The 15,603-nt window shown below is 62.9% G+C and carries 13 protein-coding genes; 3 read left to right on the plus strand and 10 right to left on the minus strand.

Annotated elements, in window-relative coordinates; translation table 11 throughout:
* Positions 1-175 precede the first annotated feature (175 nt).
* Positions 176-847: a hypothetical protein gene (locus A6V37_RS05755; RefSeq protein ID WP_064266693.1), complete on the minus strand. Its 672-nt coding sequence runs from the start codon at positions 845-847 to the stop codon at positions 176-178.
* A 176-nt stretch (positions 848-1,023) separates the two neighbouring features.
* Between A6V37_RS05755 and A6V37_RS05760 the strand changes: the two genes are divergently transcribed.
* Positions 1,024-1,554, plus strand: coding sequence for a TlpA disulfide reductase family protein (locus tag A6V37_RS05760; RefSeq protein WP_064266695.1), 531 nt, complete (start codon positions 1,024-1,026; stop codon positions 1,552-1,554).
* 81 nt (positions 1,555-1,635) lie between these two features.
* Here the strand turns inward: A6V37_RS05760 and A6V37_RS05765 are convergent, their stop codons facing one another.
* The 8 genes from A6V37_RS05765 to ugpQ form a co-directional block, all read right to left on the minus strand.
* Positions 1,636-2,988: a sigma-54-dependent transcriptional regulator gene (locus tag A6V37_RS05765; protein ID WP_064266697.1), complete on the minus strand. Its 1,353-nt coding sequence runs from the start codon at positions 2,986-2,988 to the stop codon at positions 1,636-1,638.
* A gap of 17 nt (positions 2,989-3,005) precedes the next feature.
* Positions 3,006-5,006, minus strand: coding sequence for a sensor histidine kinase (locus tag A6V37_RS05770; RefSeq protein WP_064266699.1), 2,001 nt, complete (start codon positions 5,004-5,006; stop codon positions 3,006-3,008).
* A 55-nt stretch (positions 5,007-5,061) separates the two neighbouring features.
* Positions 5,062-6,342 carry a dicarboxylate/amino acid:cation symporter gene (locus tag A6V37_RS05775; RefSeq protein WP_064267171.1) on the minus strand — a complete coding sequence of 427 codons (1,281 nt, stop codon included), beginning with the start codon at positions 6,340-6,342 and terminating at the stop codon, positions 5,062-5,064.
* A gap of 421 nt (positions 6,343-6,763) precedes the next feature.
* Positions 6,764-7,834, minus strand: a complete 1,071-nt coding sequence (locus tag A6V37_RS05780; protein WP_064266701.1) for an ABC transporter ATP-binding protein — start codon at positions 7,832-7,834, stop codon at positions 6,764-6,766.
* A gap of 33 nt (positions 7,835-7,867) precedes the next feature.
* Positions 7,868-8,659, minus strand: a complete 792-nt coding sequence (locus A6V37_RS05785; protein WP_064266703.1) for an ABC transporter permease — start codon at positions 8,657-8,659, stop codon at positions 7,868-7,870.
* A complete protein-coding gene (locus tag A6V37_RS05790; RefSeq protein ID WP_064285847.1) occupies positions 8,656-9,594 on the minus strand; it encodes an ABC transporter permease in 939 nt (312 codons plus the stop codon). The genes A6V37_RS05785 and A6V37_RS05790 overlap by 4 nt, the downstream gene beginning before the upstream one ends.
* A gap of 137 nt (positions 9,595-9,731) precedes the next feature.
* Positions 9,732-10,847, minus strand: coding sequence for an ABC transporter substrate-binding protein (locus tag A6V37_RS05795; RefSeq protein ID WP_064266707.1), 1,116 nt, complete (start codon positions 10,845-10,847; stop codon positions 9,732-9,734).
* Positions 10,848-10,958: 111 nt separating this feature from the next.
* Positions 10,959-11,744 carry a glycerophosphodiester phosphodiesterase gene (ugpQ, locus tag A6V37_RS05800; protein ID WP_064266709.1) on the minus strand — a complete coding sequence of 262 codons (786 nt, stop codon included), beginning with the start codon at positions 11,742-11,744 and terminating at the stop codon, positions 10,959-10,961.
* Positions 11,745-12,218: 474 nt separating this feature from the next.
* Here ugpQ and A6V37_RS05805 point away from each other — a divergent pair, with 474 nt between their 5' ends.
* Positions 12,219-12,989 (plus strand): DeoR/GlpR family DNA-binding transcription regulator, encoded by a 771-nt coding sequence (locus tag A6V37_RS05805; RefSeq protein WP_064285848.1) that lies wholly within the window; start codon positions 12,219-12,221, stop codon positions 12,987-12,989.
* A gap of 32 nt (positions 12,990-13,021) precedes the next feature.
* Here A6V37_RS05805 and A6V37_RS05810 read toward each other — a convergent pair whose 3' ends face one another.
* On the minus strand, positions 13,022-14,689 hold the full coding sequence (locus tag A6V37_RS05810) for a Na/Pi cotransporter family protein (RefSeq protein WP_064267172.1): 1,668 nt from the start codon (positions 14,687-14,689) through the stop codon (positions 13,022-13,024).
* 211 nt (positions 14,690-14,900) lie between these two features.
* Between A6V37_RS05810 and A6V37_RS05815 the strand changes: the two genes are divergently transcribed.
* The gene (locus A6V37_RS05815; protein WP_064266713.1) at positions 14,901-15,584 is read left to right on the plus strand and encodes a histidinol-phosphatase; all 684 of its coding nucleotides are present in this window, start codon (positions 14,901-14,903) and stop codon (positions 15,582-15,584) included.
* Positions 15,585-15,603 lie beyond the last annotated feature (19 nt).

Below are 15,603 nucleotides of genomic sequence, written 5' to 3' on the forward strand. Positions count from 1 at the left end.
CCATAGGACGGGCATCTGCGGGCAATTGGGCTGAGTTCTCAACAGAGTTATCCACAGCGCCTGTGGGTAACAGGAAAACTTCAACGTAAACCGGGAATTAGCGTGCGATGCTGCGAAGGAACTTTCACTGTGCCTCGCAACCCACCGCGCGCCGAATCAAACAGCAGCACTGTTTTCAATACAGCTGGAACGACGAAAAAAACTGGTCCACCTGTTCCTGCTGTATCGGTTTGGAAGCAATGATCGCCACCTGATAGACATGCCGGCCGCGCGCCACCAGCCGCGCATAGACTGTGCGGGCCTCGCGCTGGGAACCGGCCTCGCCGCTCAGCTTCATTTCCAGACCGGGCACCTTGCCACCGGCGGCTAACGGGATCTGCACGGCATGCGCGTCAGGCGCGGCGCCCACGTTGCGCGCGAGTCCCGTGCGCAGGAAATCGAGCGCGGCGCGCTGCGTGGCCTCGCTGTCGTTCGGCAGGATCACCGTGCCGACCGCGAAGACGGCGTCGCCTGCTTCGGCGGTCTGCATCGCCATCTGCATCGGTGTTCCGTCGATCTGCACCGCGCGCTGGTCGTTGCCTGGCTTGGCCGGCAGGTCGACCGTGTAGCCGTTGTCGTTGTTCATGATCGTACGCCAGTCGAAGGTCGGCGAGCAGGCGCCGAGCCCGGCGGTCAACGCCAGAACGCAGGCCGTCCCGCCCAGCATTGCGCGCAGCCGTGGCGGCCGGGAAACATTGCGGGCCGCCCGGCCGGTGGTCCGAAATCCGCCCGGGGCGCGGCTCGCGAAAAGAGGACGGAACAGACTTTGCAAGAGAGAGCGAAAAGCGCGGCAAACGGTTCGGAACATGGGGACGGAAGATCGGACGAACGGTAACGTAAAACCCTATTATCCGCTCCCGGTCCGCGTCCTGCCTCACGGCCGGAATCGGGCTACAATGGCGAAGCTGTTCGAAGACGCAGTCCAGCACCGCGCCGAAAGCCCAAACCGACGCACTGTCCCGCGCGACTCTCGAGGTTCCGTACATGAGCAACACCCCATCCACTGCCGCCCGGCGCGCGAACCCGCTTCGCTACATCATCATGGCCGCCGTTGCCGTTGCGATCGCTATCGCCGGTTATTTCGCGTTTGCCGGCCAGCAACGCGTGCCTGATGCGACCTTCACGTTGTTGTCGGGCCAGAAAGTCTCGACCGCCGACCTCAAAGGCAAGGTCTATCTCATCAATTTCTGGGCGACGAGCTGCGACACCTGCATGAAAGAGATGCCGCAGATGGTCCAGACCTATAACCGCTACAAGGACCAAGGTCTCGAATTCGTGGCGGTCGCGATGAACTACGACGCGCCGATGTACGTGGCCAACTACACGCAAACCCGCCAGTTGCCGTTCAAGGTTGCAATGGACGACGGCTCTGCCGCCAAGCAGTTCGGCAACGTGCAGCTCACGCCCACCACCTTCCTGGTCGATAAAGACGGCAAGATTCTCAAGCGCTACGTCGGCGAGCCGCAATTCGCGGAACTCGACCAGCTGCTGGAAAAGGCGCTGAAACCGGCCTGAACGCGCAGCACCGCCTGAACAGATTTCGAAGAGCTCAAGAAAACGCCGGCGTCGCATTTCGACGCCGGCGTTTTTATTTGCTCACCGCTCCCCTTCTCCTTTGGCCGCGAGGCCATAGCGCTTGATCTTCTCGTAGAGCGTTGCTTTGCCGAGCTGCAGCTTGTCGGCTGCGACCGCGACCACGCCGCCTGTCTGCTCCAACGCCTCCGCGATCACCGCCCGCTCGAACTGTTCGACGCGCTCCTTCAAAGGTTGCGTGGCGGCGCTGTCCTCGCCGAACGACATGACCGGGTCGTCGGCGATGCCGAGCACGAAGCGGTCAGCGGCGTTGCGCAGCTCCCGCACGTTGCCCGGCCAGTCACGCTGTACCAGGCCGGCACGCTGACGGTCGGTGAGGATCGGCGCTGGGCGTTGATAACGGACCGCCGCATCCAGCAGAAAATGCTCGAACAGCGGCACGATGTCCTCGCGGCGCTCGCTCAGCGGCGGTAGCGCAATCGTGACCACGTTCAGCCGGTACAGCAGATCGCGCCGGAACGAACCGTCGGCGACGTGTTCGGCCATATCGCCCTTCGCGGCGGCGATAACCCGGCAATTCACGCGAATCGGCTGATTCGAGCCGAGCCGCTCCAGCACACCGTCCTGCAGCACGCGCAACAGCTTGACCTGCAACGCGAGCGGCATGCTCTCGATTTCGTCCAGAAACAGCGTGCCGCCCGAGCCATGTTCGAGCTTGCCGATGCGGCGTTTCGCCGCGCCCGTGAATGCGCCCGGTTCATAGCCGAACATTTCCGACTCGAACATCGGCTCCGGCAACGCGCCGCAATTCACGGCGATGAACGGCTTGTCGCGCCGCGGCGACAGTTCATGCAGACTGCGCGCGATCAACTCCTTGCCCGCGCCGGTGTCGCCGTTGATCAGCACGGAAGCATCGGTCGGCGCGACATTCGCGATCAGCCGCCGCACCTGCTCGATGGCAGGACTGCGGCCGATGATGCGCGGCGCCACCGTGCTCTGCTCCGCCAATTCGCGGCGCAACGCGAGGTTCTCGAGCACCAGCTTGCGGCGCTCCAGCGCCCGCCGGACGGTTTCGATCAGACGTTCGGAAGCGAACGGCTTCTCGATGAAGTCATAGGCGCCGTCGCGCATTGCCTGCACGGCCATCGAAATATCGCCGTGGCCGGTCACAAGAATCACGGGCACATCTGGCGCGCGTTCATGGCACTGCGCAAGCAGTTCGAGACCGCTCGCGCCCGGCAAGCGAATATCGCTGACGATCACGCCGGAGAAGTCCGCGCTGATCATCTTCGCCGCGGACTCCGCCGAGGCATGGCCGATCACGTCGAAGCCCGCGAGTTGCAGACTCTGCACGCTGGCGCGCCGCACCAGTTCGTCGTCCTCGATATACAGCACTTGCAAGCCGTGGTTCTGCATGGCGCTTTCCGTCTGATTCAGGAACCCGTTGTCAGCGGGTCGGATGTGGGGCTGGTTTGCACACGCGCCCGGCGCAGCGTCAACACAAATAATGCACCGCCGTCCGGCGCATTGCGCGCGACCAGGGTGCCGCCGCAGTCGCGTGCGATCGACGACGAGATCGCGAGGCCCAGTCCCAGCCCCTGGCCCATTTCCTTGGTGGTGAAGAACGGTTCGAACAGACGCGGCAAAACGTCGTCAGGAATGCCGGGGCCGTTGTCGCTCACGGCGAACGAGAGGCTCGCATCGCCGATGTCGATCCCTATCGAAATGCGCGGAGGACTCAAGCCCGCCGTGGCGTCGAGCGCATTGCCAAGCAGGTTGATGAGCACCTGTTCGAGCCGCAGGTCGTCGCACTGCGCGATCAGTTCGGGATGGTCATCCGCGAGGCTCAACGGCGTACGCGTGCCGCTGGCTGCATCGACCAGGGTAAGCGCGAGATCCACGCCCTGCAAGCGCTTTTGCAGCAGCGCGACAACGTTGCGCAGCGCCCGCACGACCGGCGCGCGTGCATTGCGTGGCCGGGCGCGCCCGACAAACAGCTTGAGCTGATTGGTGATCTTGCCCATGCGCTCGGTGAGCGCCGCGATCGCTTCGAGATTCTCACGCGCCGACGCCTGGTCGCCGCGCTCGAGCAGCACCCGCGTGTTGTCCGAGAAGCCCCGCAGCGCGGCGAGCGGCTGATTCAATTCATGCGTGATGCCCGCCGCCATCTGACCGAGTGCCGCCAGCTTGCTCGCCTGGATCAGCTCATCGTGCGCGGCGCGCAATTCCTGCTCGGCGCGCGTGCGCTCGGCCACTTCCTTGTGCAACTGTTCGTTCGCCTGGGACAGATCCGCGGTGCGCTCGGCGACCCGCTGGTTCAGTTCAGCGTAAGCCTTCTGCAGCAGCGCGCGGCTCCTCATCACTTCGCGCACGCGCGCGCGGCGCATTCTCCAGTAGAACGCGAGCAGCACGAGCGACACGTAGCCGAAGCCAGTGACGATGGTCGCCTTGCGCGCGTCGGCGTCGACCGGATCGACGGGGGACAGCGTAATCAGATGCCAGTCCGGTTCGCCCATGCCGCGCCGCGACGCCAGATAGCGCGGCGCATAACGGCCGCCGCCGATGCGCACGATCTGCGCGCTGCCTTCGAGCGTGCGCTCGATGGACACCGGCAGCGGCGCGATCGGCTGCTGCGCGTATTGGCGAGCCTGGTAGATCGAATCGGCGACCTGCCCCGAGAGCGGCCGGATGGTGTGGTATTTCCAGGCCGGCACCGACGACAGAAAGATCACGCCGTGATCGTCGGTCACGACGAGCGGTTCGGACGCATCCACGCCCTGAAACCATTCGAGATCGAGCTTGACGACCGCCACGCCGACAATCTTCCCCTCGCGCCGCACGGGCTGCGAGATGTAATAGCCCGGCGCCTGCGAGATCGTGCCGATGCCGAAGAAGCGGCCCACGCCGCCTTTGACCGCGTCGACGAAATACGGCCGGAATTGATAGCCGGCGCCGATGAAGCTGCCCGGCCCGTGCCAGTTGCTCGCGGCCACGCAGTAGCCGTCGAGCGGGATGATGTAGGTGACCGTGGCGCGCGCGTGGCGATTCAGGTCTTCGAGATATAGATTGGCACGCGCGACGTTGGCCGGACTGGGATTGACCAGCACGTCCTGCACGATCGGATGTTCCGCCAGCAGATAAGGCAGCGATTCATAGCGCTCGAGCGTACTCTTCAGCACGTTGGTGGTGCGGTCGACCCGCACGGCGGCGTTGCGCCGCAGATTGTCGATGCCGCTTTGCCACGCGAGGCTATAGGTGAGCCCGCACGCCGCCACGAGCCCGGCAACGAGCGCGAAGAGGATCAGCAGGCGTCGCGTCACGTTGGCAATATCCGATCGGTGAGGATCGTTTATTGTGGCATAAGGCAGCGCGCCGTCGGCGCGAGCTTCGTCGGCCGACGGCGTGGAAGTGGAACGCGCGAACACCGGTTTCATACGCTGGTGTCCGCGGTCGTGAGGGTTGTGCTAAAGCGTAATGCCGACGCGCTGATTAAACGCCGGCCGGTTCCTTGACCGGCACGTCGCCGCGCAAGGCGGCATTCAGCTTGCTGCGGTCCAGTTCCTTTTCCCATGCCGACACCACCACCGTCGCCACACCGTTGCCGACAATGTTCGTCAGCGCACGGCATTCGCTCATGAAGCGGTCGATGCCGAGAATCAGCACCATGCCCGACAGCGGAATGGTCGGCACCACCGCCAGGGTCGCCGCCAGCGTGATGAAACCCGCGCCGGTCACGCCGCTCGCGCCCTTCGAGGTCAGCATCGTCACCGCCAGCAGCGTGAGCTGCTGCGTCCACGTGAGGTCGGTGTTGGTGGCCTGAGCGATGAACAGCACAGCCATCGTCATGTAGATGTTGGTGCCGTCGAGGTTGAACGAATAACCGGTCGGCACCACGAGGCCCACCACCGAGCGCGAGCAGCCGAGCTTTTCGAGCTTCTGCATCAGTTGCGGCAGCGCGGCTTCGGACGAGCTCGTGCCGAGCACGATCAGCATCTCTTCCTTGATGTACGCGACGAAGCGCAGGATGTTGAAACCCACCGCGCGCGCGATGATGCCCAGCACCACCACCACGAACACGATCGAGGTCAGATAGAACGTGCCGATCAGCTTGAGCATCGGCAGCAGCGAACCGATGCCGTACTTGCCGATGGTGAACGCCATCGCGCCGAACGCGCCGATCGGCGCCAGCTTCGTGATGATGCGCACCACGCCGAACAGCACATGCGAAAGGCCGTCGATCAGGTTCGTCACGACTTTGCCCTTCTCACCCGCCGTCGCGAGCACTGCGCCGAACAGCAGCGCAATCAGCAGGATCTGCAGGATTTCACCCTGCGCGAACGCCGACGTGATCGTGTCCGGAATGATGTGCATGAAGAAGTCGACCGTGCTCTGGCCGTGCGCCTTCGCGGCGTACGACGCGACAGCCTTGCCGTCGAGCGTGGCCGGGTCGATGTTGAAGCCCACGCCGGGCTTCAGCACGTGCGTGGCGATCAGGCCAAGCACCAGCGCGAAGGTCGAGACGATTTCAAAGTACAGCAGCGCCTTGCCGCCCACGCGGCCCACCTTCTTCATGTCTTCCATGCCGGCGATACCCGTCACCACCGTGCAAAAGATGATCGGCCCGATCACCATCTTGATCAGCTTGATGAAGCCGTCGCCGAGCGGCTTCATGTCGACCGCGAAATCGGGCGAGTAATGCCCTAGCACGATGCCGATGATGATCGCCACGATCACCTGGACGTACAGCACTTTGTGGATAGGTTTCTTCACGATGGTTCCTGCGATATGGATGAGCTCATGGCCTGCCACGCTGCGCATCATGCGAACGAAGAGTCGTCACGCCTGTGCACGGAATGAGGCCGCGACAAGACGACGAATTCAGAAATACCGGGAAGGGAAATCAGACATCGTTGTCTCCTTGCTTTAGTTGTCGGACCGTTGCGGCCGCGCAATCTCTTTTGCAAGGTCAATGCCAGCTTGACGTCAGGGTCAGCGCCTTGATTTTTATAGGATTTTTGGCGGACCCTGACGCAGGCCGTCCGGGATTCCGGAAATCCGGACGAGGGCTGTCGGGGAATCCGGAATTCGCCACGACGGCGAACTCACGAAAACCACGGGAAAACCCCGAGCGCCTTTCAGGGCGGACAGGTCGCGCAGATCCCTTTGCGCGCCGTATCGCGTCAGTCAGTCTTTAAACGCTGCCCTCTTCCAGGACCAGCAGATTGTCGTGCGAGAAACCCAGCGACACCGGTTGCCCGCGCTCCGGCAATCCGCGATTCGGGTCGTTGAAAACATCGAGCGAAATCACCGCGTCTTTCACTCGCGTTCTAATGCGTACCACCGCGCCCAGAAAATTCACCTCTTCGACCGTCGCGTTCAGCGTGTTGCGGCCGGGCGCGGCCGGTTCCAGCACGATCGCTTCGGGCCGCAACGCGAGCAGGCGCTGCTTGCCGGCATCGTTCGCGGGCAGCTCCTGCGTGGTGGTCAACTCCTGACCGTCCACGGCCATCTTGCCCGTCGCCGGATCGACCACATGCCCCGCCAGAATATTCAGCGTGCCGACGAAGGACGCGACAAAGCGCGTGCGCGGATAGTTGTAGATCTCCGAAGGCGTACCGATCTGCTCGACGCGGCCTTCGTTCATCACGACGATGCGGTCGGAAATCGACAGTGCCTCTTCCTGATCGTGCGTGACGAAAATCGACGTGATGCCGAGTTCGCGCTGCAGCGCCCGAATATCCTGGCGCAATGAAATCCGGATCTTGGCGTCGAGCGCCGAGAGCGGTTCGTCGAGCAGCAACACCTGCGGCTTGCTCGCCAATGCCCGCGCCAACGCCACGCGCTGCTGCTGGCCACCCGACAATTGCCACGGATAGCGCTCGCCGAGATGCGGCAGCTTGATCAGTTGCAGCATCTCTTCGACGCGCTTCCCGATCTCCGCCTGCGGCCGATGCGCGATCTTCAGACCAAAGCCGATGTTGTCGGCCACCGTCATGTTCGGAAAGAGAGCGTATGACTGAAACACCATGCCGACCTTGCGCTGCCGTGTGCGAAGGTACGTGACGTCCTTATTGTCCAGCCGGATGACGCCGCGCGTCGGCGTTTCGAAGCCGGCGATCATGCGCAGCACCGTGGTCTTGCCGCAGCCGGACGGTCCAAGGAAGGTAATGAATTCGCCGCGTTCGATCTGCATGTCGAAGTGATGCAGCGCCGTGTTGGCCCCGAAGGCCTTATGCAGATTTTCGATCTCGAGAAATGCCATGATTCGCCGCCTCAGTGCGTCAAATTCGTTTCGTCAAACTTTCTGGCCGCTCAACGCGCGTGCCGAGCCGAATACCTGAATCAATCCCATCGACGCCCACGTAATCACGAACGCGATGATCGCGAGCGCCGACGGTTCATACGCGCGGTTTGCGCCGATCAACTGCAGATACGGCCCAAACGCGGGGCGGTCGAGCAGGCTCGCCAGCGTGAACTCGCCGATCACCACCGCAAAGGTGAGAAACGCGCCGGACAGAATGCCCGAGCGGATATTCGGAAAGATCACCTTGAAGAGGATCGTCGGCCAGTTCGCGCCGAGGCACTCGGCCGCTTCGGTGAGCGAGCGCACGTCGACCGCGCGCAGGCCCGCATCGACCGAACGGTACATGTACGGCAGCGAGAGCGTCACGTACCCGAACACCAGCAACAGGTCGGTCGCGCGCTCGTTACCCGTGAGCGGCAGAATCGAGCTGCTGTTATAGATACGCAGGTAGCCGAACACGATCACGATGGCGGGCACCACCAGCGGCAACAGCGTAATGAACTCGACGACGGGCCGCAGCTTCGGCAAGCGCAACTGCACCCAGTAAGCGGTCGGCACCACCAGCAGCACGCCGACGATAATCGTCAGCAGCGCCATCAGGATCGAATAACCGAACGAGGCCTGAAACCGCGGATCGGACAGCACGACGCTGTAAGCCTCGAAGCTATACGTGCCGCGCTTCATGCGCAGGCTGAACTCGACCGTGGCGAGCAACGGAATCAGGAAGTACAGCGAACCGATAGTCACCGCGGTCCACGCACCCACACGCGACTGGCTCTTCATCGACGCCCCCTTTCCGCGCGTGAACGCAGCCAGATGTAGCCGCCGTTCGATAGCCCCGTCACCAGCACCATGCCGAGCGCGAGTGCATAGCCGAGGTTCTGGTTGTGCATCACGTCGCCGCGAATCTGCGCGTACAGCAGGATCGTGACGATGTTCAGCGAACTACCCGTCAGCGCATAGGCGGTCGCCACCGCGCCGAACGAATTGGCGAACAGCAGCAGCGTCGCGCCGAGCACGCTCGGCCACAGCACCGGCAACGCGACGTAGCGCCAGTATTGATAGGAGGTGCCCCCGAGGCAATCGCAGGCCTCGCGCCATTCGCGCTTCAGTCCGTCGAGCGCGGGCGTGACGATCAGCACCATCAGCGGAATCTGGAAGTACAGATAGGTCAGCGTCAAGCCGGAAAAGCTCAGAATGCTGAAACCCGTCGAGTACAGGTTGAAGCCGAGGTACTTTTTCAGCAACACGGTCACGAGCCCGACGCGCCCCAATGTGCAGATGAAAGCGAACGCCAGCGGCACGCCCGCGTAGTTCGACGCGACGCCGGAAAACGTCATCAAGGTCGGACGAATCCAGCCCGGCAATTTACCTTGCACCGCCGCCCATGCGAGCAGCGAGCCGATCAGCGCGCCGCCGAGCGAAGACGCCGCACTCACCTTGAAGCTGATCCAGTAGGCGTCCAGCACAGTGGGCTGGAGCAGATCGCGGAAATTGGCGAGCGTGAAGTGGCCCTGCGAATCCTGGAATGCGCCGACCATCAGGAAGCCGGTCGGCAGCAGCAGGAACAACAGCGCGAAAGTAAAAAACGGCACCACGCCGATCCAGGCGAGGAGTTGCGACGCGCGTCCCGGTCCGTCGACGCGAGGCGCAGGGGTGGGGACTGGCGGAACCAGCAATTCCGGCTGCGCCGACCCAGCATCCGATGAAGCGCTCATAGCTCACCCTTTGAGCATTCTGGAAAACACCGGGCGCGCCGCTCGTCACGAGCAGCGCGCCACCGGTACAACGACACACTACGGGTCGACATCGCGAAGCGGGCATGGCGCCGGCCTCGCAACGTGCGCGGCGCCGCTTACTTCACGTTCGCGCCGACCGTTTCGTCCCAGTGCTTCGTGATGGTTTCCTTGTACGCGTCCTGTTGCGACAGCGTCGGGAACACCACGTTCTTATACGACGACGGCGGCGGCAGCTTGTCGAGCAGGGCTTGCGGGACCTTCTTGCCGGCCACCAGTTCGTTGTAGCGCATCGGGTGGCAATAGCCTGCCAGCCAGCCAAGCTGGCCTTCGTCCGAATACAGGTACTCCATCCAGAGCTTGGCGGCGTTCGGATGCGGCGCGTAGGCGCTGATTGCCTGCACGTAGACGCCTGCGACCACGCCCGTTTTCGGAATCACCACCTGCACCTTCGGGTTGCCCTTCAGCGTGTCGCGGTCAGCCAGCGCGTTGTAGTCCCAACGCACGACGATCGGCGTGGTGCCTTGCGCGAGCGACGCGGCCTTGCCGATTACCGGCACGAAGTTGCCGTTCTTGTTCAGTTCGGCAAAGTACTGGAGACCGGCCTGGTCGGCCTTGCTCGCGTCGCCCTTGCTGTGCGACAAACCTGCCGCATACACCGCCTGGATCGCCTGATTGGCCGAGCGCGGGTCGCCTGCCAGCGAGACCGCATTCTTATAGTCAGACTTGAGCAGATCGCTCCAGTCGGACGGCGCCTTGTCGATCATGTCGGCGTTCACTTCGAACGACAGCACGCCATAGTAATCGCCGTACCAGTAGCCGTCGGCGTCTTTCGAATCGTTGGGAATCGAATTCCACGTCGAGACCTTGTAGGGTTGCAGCAACCCCTGGGCCTTCGCGGTCGGACCGAACGACAGACCCACGTCGATCACGTCGGGTGCTTGCGGACCCTTGTTGCCCTTGTTCGCCTTGATGGCTTCGACTTCGTCGCCCGAACCGGCATCCGGATTCAGCTCGTTGATCTTGATGCCGTATTTCTTCTGGAAGCCGGCGACCAGTTGACCGTAGTTGCACCAGTCGTGCGGCAACGCGATCACGGTGAGCTGGCCTTCCTGCTTGGCCGCTGCGATCAACGAATCGAGCGGCGCGGCTGAAGCGCCGGTGCTGACGCCGGCTGCGGCGACACCCGCAATGGCCGACATCGAAAATAGGCGAGCTAACGCGGTGCGGTTCATGGTTTTCCCCATCCTCTGCCGAAATTGCTACGTTTGGAAAATTTCTAGTTCGAACTTCGGGCTTGCGCCTGTGCGCACTGGCACACGCTCACAACGGCGCAAGCGCCATCCTCAGACCGGGTTTGCCGGCGCGGAAAGCATGTCGTGGTGCAGTGTATCGATGCGATCTGTACAAATCATGTCGACGCCCCACTGCGCGAGCTCCTGTGCGCGAGCCGGGTCATTCACCGTGTAAGCCAGCACGCGCAGGCCGGCGGCGCGAATCTCCGCGACCAGCGGCTCGCTCAGATACCGGTGGCTCGCGTGAAGCGACACGCAGTCCAGTTCACGCACGATGCGCAGCCAATCCGCGGGCACCTCTTCGAACAGCATGCCGCGCCGCAGCGATGGCGCGGCGTCGCGCGCGGCAGCCAACGCTTCATATGAAAACGACGACAGCAGCGGCGGCGTCTGCTCTTGCCACAATTTTTGCGCGCCGCTTGCCACGAGGGTTCCGGTGATCTCGTCGCGGCCCGGACACGGCTTGATTTCGATGTTGGCGGCGATGCCGTCGCGCGCGCAGCGCTCTGCCGCCTCGGCGAGCGTCGGCAGGCGCGTGCCGGCGAACTGCGGCCCGAGCCACGCGCCGGCGTCGAGCGCCGCCAGTTCCTGCCACTTGTGATCGGCGGCGGCGCCATGCCCGTTGGTGGTGCGCTCGAGCGTATCGTCGTGCAGCAGAAAGAGCTGATTGTCGGCGGACAGCTTTGCGTCGAACTCGACCATGCGGTAGCCGTACTGCACGCACGCGTCGAAACCGGCCAGCGTGTTCTCCGGCGCCAGCGTGCCGCCGCAGCGATGCGCTACCAGGCGCGGATACGGCCAGACTGCGGATGAAGCGCGATGAATTCCGTCTTCCACGTCTCGTTACCTTTCAGATAGCGCGGGTTGAATCCGCTTGCGGCACGTTGCAGGCGGCCCCGCGTGCCGCGTTTACCCTGATGCCGACATGCCTGGCGCCGTGTTCCTCATTATAAGGATGACGAAGCGTGCGGCCTTCCGGCAATGCAGAACGCCGCGGGCGCATCGCTCCAGCGGCAAGTTTCAGGATCTACAATAACAACGGCATGAGTCAACCAAATTGCCAAAAAACGCCGCAAAATGCTCGAACGTGGATATTTCACTTCCTTTTCGAACATTTGATGTTCGAAACAGGCGCAATGCCACGATGAGCGAAGGCTAAGGTTAAATACACAAACTTGCAAGCTACCAAAAAAATACAACACAAATTAGCGAAAGTAGTACGCTTGACATCATCTGGACACACATTCGTGACAACGATGTCACCACTAAAACAAGCTATGCGATTGCGCGTTCGCATCCAAGGGAAATTGCATGTGGCAGGAAGATCGTCATCAGAGAACTCGCGCGTTGCTGTCGACGCTTCAGCGTGTGTCGACCGAGCGGATCATGGCGGATCTCGGGGTATCGCGCGAAACCGTGCGGCGCGATCTGCTGGACCTCGAAGCACTCGGTGAATTGCGGCGAGTGCATGGCGGCGCGATCAAGCCCGCCGACGAAGCACCCATAGCCGAACGCGCGCACATGCGCGTCAAAGCCAAAACCGCAATCGCCAAGGCGGCCACGGGTTTGGTCGCGAGCGGCCAGACGCTGTTCATCGACGCCGGCACCACCACCGCCACGCTGGCCGAAGAACTGGCCAAGCTGGCCAATCTGACTATCGTCACCAACTCGATCGACGTCGCGTTGAAGATGCGCGCCGTGGTGGATCAAACCAAGGCCGCCAACGAAGTGATCCTGCTCGGTGGCTCGATCAGCGACCGAGCGGCGGCGACCACCGGCGCCACCACCGTGCTCGACATTCAGCGTTATCGCGCGGACATGGCGCTGCTGTCGCCGGTCGGCGTTGACCACCGGCATGGCGCAACCAACTACGATCACGCCGAAACCGAAGTGGCGCGCGCTATGGTCGCCAATGCGGACCGCGTCGTGATCCTCGCCGACTACAGCAAGATCGGCCAGCGCAGCCGTATTTCGTACTGCCCACCAGATCGGATCGACGTGCTCGTCACCAACAAAAAAGCGGCCGATGCCGCCGATTTCGCAGCGCTGAAAAAGAAACTCGAAGAGATCGTGCTGGCATAAGGAACGGGCCTCGCGGCCCGATGCCCGATGGTCTATTCCTTCACATGCATCGTGTCGAGCGCGCGCTTGCGCAAGCGCGTGTCGTGCAGCGCGCCGGCTGCGTCGAGCACCGGATAGGCGGTCGAGCAGAACAGCGAGTTGAGCCGTTTCATGTCGCTGATCAGATCCAGATGCAGCGCACTGGTCTCGATGCTGCGCACCGTCTGCCCCGCAAGCCTGTCCAGGTGCCGGTACGAATACGCGCGCTCCAGATCGCGAAAGCGCTCCTTTTCCGCCAGCAGGCGCTCGGCGCACCGCAGATCGCTGGTCAGAAACACCGACAGTCCAAGTTGCAGATTGCTGGCGAGCCGCGTCTGCAAGTCGTCAAGTTCGCCAAGCCCTTCTTCTGAGAACGACAGACGGTGAGCGATCTTCTTTTCCTCGATGTCGCAGACGATCCGCTCGATGATGTCGCCGGCATGCTCCAGGTTGATGGTCAATGCAATGATGTCGGTCCAGCGGCGGCTCTCGGCTTCGTCGAGCTGCTCGCGCGAGATCAGCGTCAAATAGGATTTGACCGCGGCGTACAGCTCGTCCACGTCGTCGTCCATGCGGACCGTTTCCCGCGCTTTTTCCAGATTGTTGTGATGAATCAGGCCCGCGACATTGTCGAGCATTGTGCTCACGATGTCACCGATACGCAGCACCTCGCGGGCGGCATTGGCAAGCGCGAGCGTAGGCGTGGGCAGCGCGGCGGCATCCAGGTGCAACGGCCGCAGTTCGCCGTTCGACTGCGGCCGCTCGGGCAGGACGCGCACGCAGATACGCGCCACCGGATCGATCAGCGCGAGGCACGCGCAGCAGCGCAGCGTGTTGTAGATGAGGTGAAAGCCGACCGTGGCTTCGCGCGGATTGGCGATCAGCACCGGCAGCCCGCGCGCGAGCAGCGGCGCGAACGGCAGGATCAGCAATGCGCCGGCCAGCTTGAACGCAAAGCTGCCCAACGCGAGACGCCGAGCCGCCGCGTTCTGCGCGACGGTACCGAGGAGTGCGAGCAGACCGCTGCCGAGATTCGCGCCGATCACGAGGCACAACGCGACCTTCAGCGAAATCACCCCGGATGAAGCGAGCGTGGCGGTCAGCAGGACCGCGGCCAGGCTCGAATACGACAGCACGGCGAAAGTGGCGCCGACCAATGCGTCGAGCATGGTGTCGCCGGTCAGCGCACCGAACATCACGCGCACGCCGGCGCCCTGCATCATGGGCTGGGCCGCTTGCACGATCAGATGCAGCGCCAGCAGGATCAAGCCGAGACCGATCAGCGTGCGGCCAGTCTGGCCGAGACGGGTTTCCTTGCGCGACAGGAAGAGCGGCACGCCGAGCAAGATCAGGATAGGCGACAACCAGGACAGATCGAGCGTGAGAATCCGTGCCATCAGCGCGGTACCCACGTCGGCGCCGAGCATGATCGCGAGGCCGCTGGTCAGCGACAGGAGCCCCTGCGCCGCGAACGACGTGACGATTACCGCGGTGGCATTGCTGCTCTGCACGAGGCTCGTGACGCCGACGCCCGAGAGAAAAGCCCGCCAGCGGCTGCCGGTACTGCGCCCCAGCACCTCACGCAGATCGGAGCCGAGGACCCGCAGAATCCCGGTTCGCACAATGTGCGAACCCCACACGAGGAGTGCCACACCGGCCAGAAGGTTTAGGAGTATCAACATAAGGCACTGCGCGTCCATTCCTGCTGCCATGACCCGAACCGCGTGCCGCGTGAACCGGCACCCGGGCGTATATGACACTAGTGTTGCACATTTTTGCCTTATTGTAATTTTGTGCTTTTAAATATACGCTCGCGCAACACCGTGGATGACTGTGCGTCGGCTCATGGCCGGTCATGCGGTTAGTTCAACCACTTAATCACAAGGACTCTGAATGAGCCGCAACCTCGCGCTGTTCGACCTGGACCACACCTTGCTGCCGCTCGACAGCGACCAGGCGTGGGCCCACTTTATCGCCGGATTGGGAATCGAGGGCGCGGCGCGCCACGCGCGGGAAATCGACGAGTACTACCAGCAGTATGTGGCCGGCACACTCGATATGTCCGCCTATCTGAACTACACGCTGGCGCCGCTCGCCCGCCACTCGCGCGAACAGCTCGACGCATGGCACGTGCAATTCATGCAGGAAGTAATTGCACCGGCTATCCTGCCGGCGGCGCGCGAACTCGTGCAACGGCATATTGAAGCGGGCGACCTGTGCTGCATCGTCACCGCGACCAATGTGTTCATAACCGAGCCGATCGGCAAGGCGCTCGGCTTCGACCATCTGCTGGGAATCGAACTTGGCACGGAAGGAGGAGATCCGTCGGCGCGCTTTACCGGGACCGCGGTCGGCATACCCACGTTCCGCGAAGGCAAGATTGCGCGCACCGAGAGCTGGCTGGCCTCGCTCGGTCAGCGCCTCGAGGATTTTCCGCAGAGCTGGTTCTATAGCGATTCGATCAACGACGTGCCCTTGCTGGAACGCGTCACGCATCCCGTCGCGACCAATCCCGATCCGCGTTTGCGCGCCATCGCCACGCAGCGCGGCTGGCCGGTGATCGAGCTGTTTGCGTAAGTCTGAGCCTGAGCCGCAG

Origin of the sequence: Paraburkholderia ginsengiterrae (genome assembly GCF_001645125.1) — a bacterium.
In the GTDB taxonomy this organism is placed as follows: Bacteria; Pseudomonadota; Gammaproteobacteria; order Burkholderiales; family Burkholderiaceae; genus Paraburkholderia; species Paraburkholderia ginsengiterrae.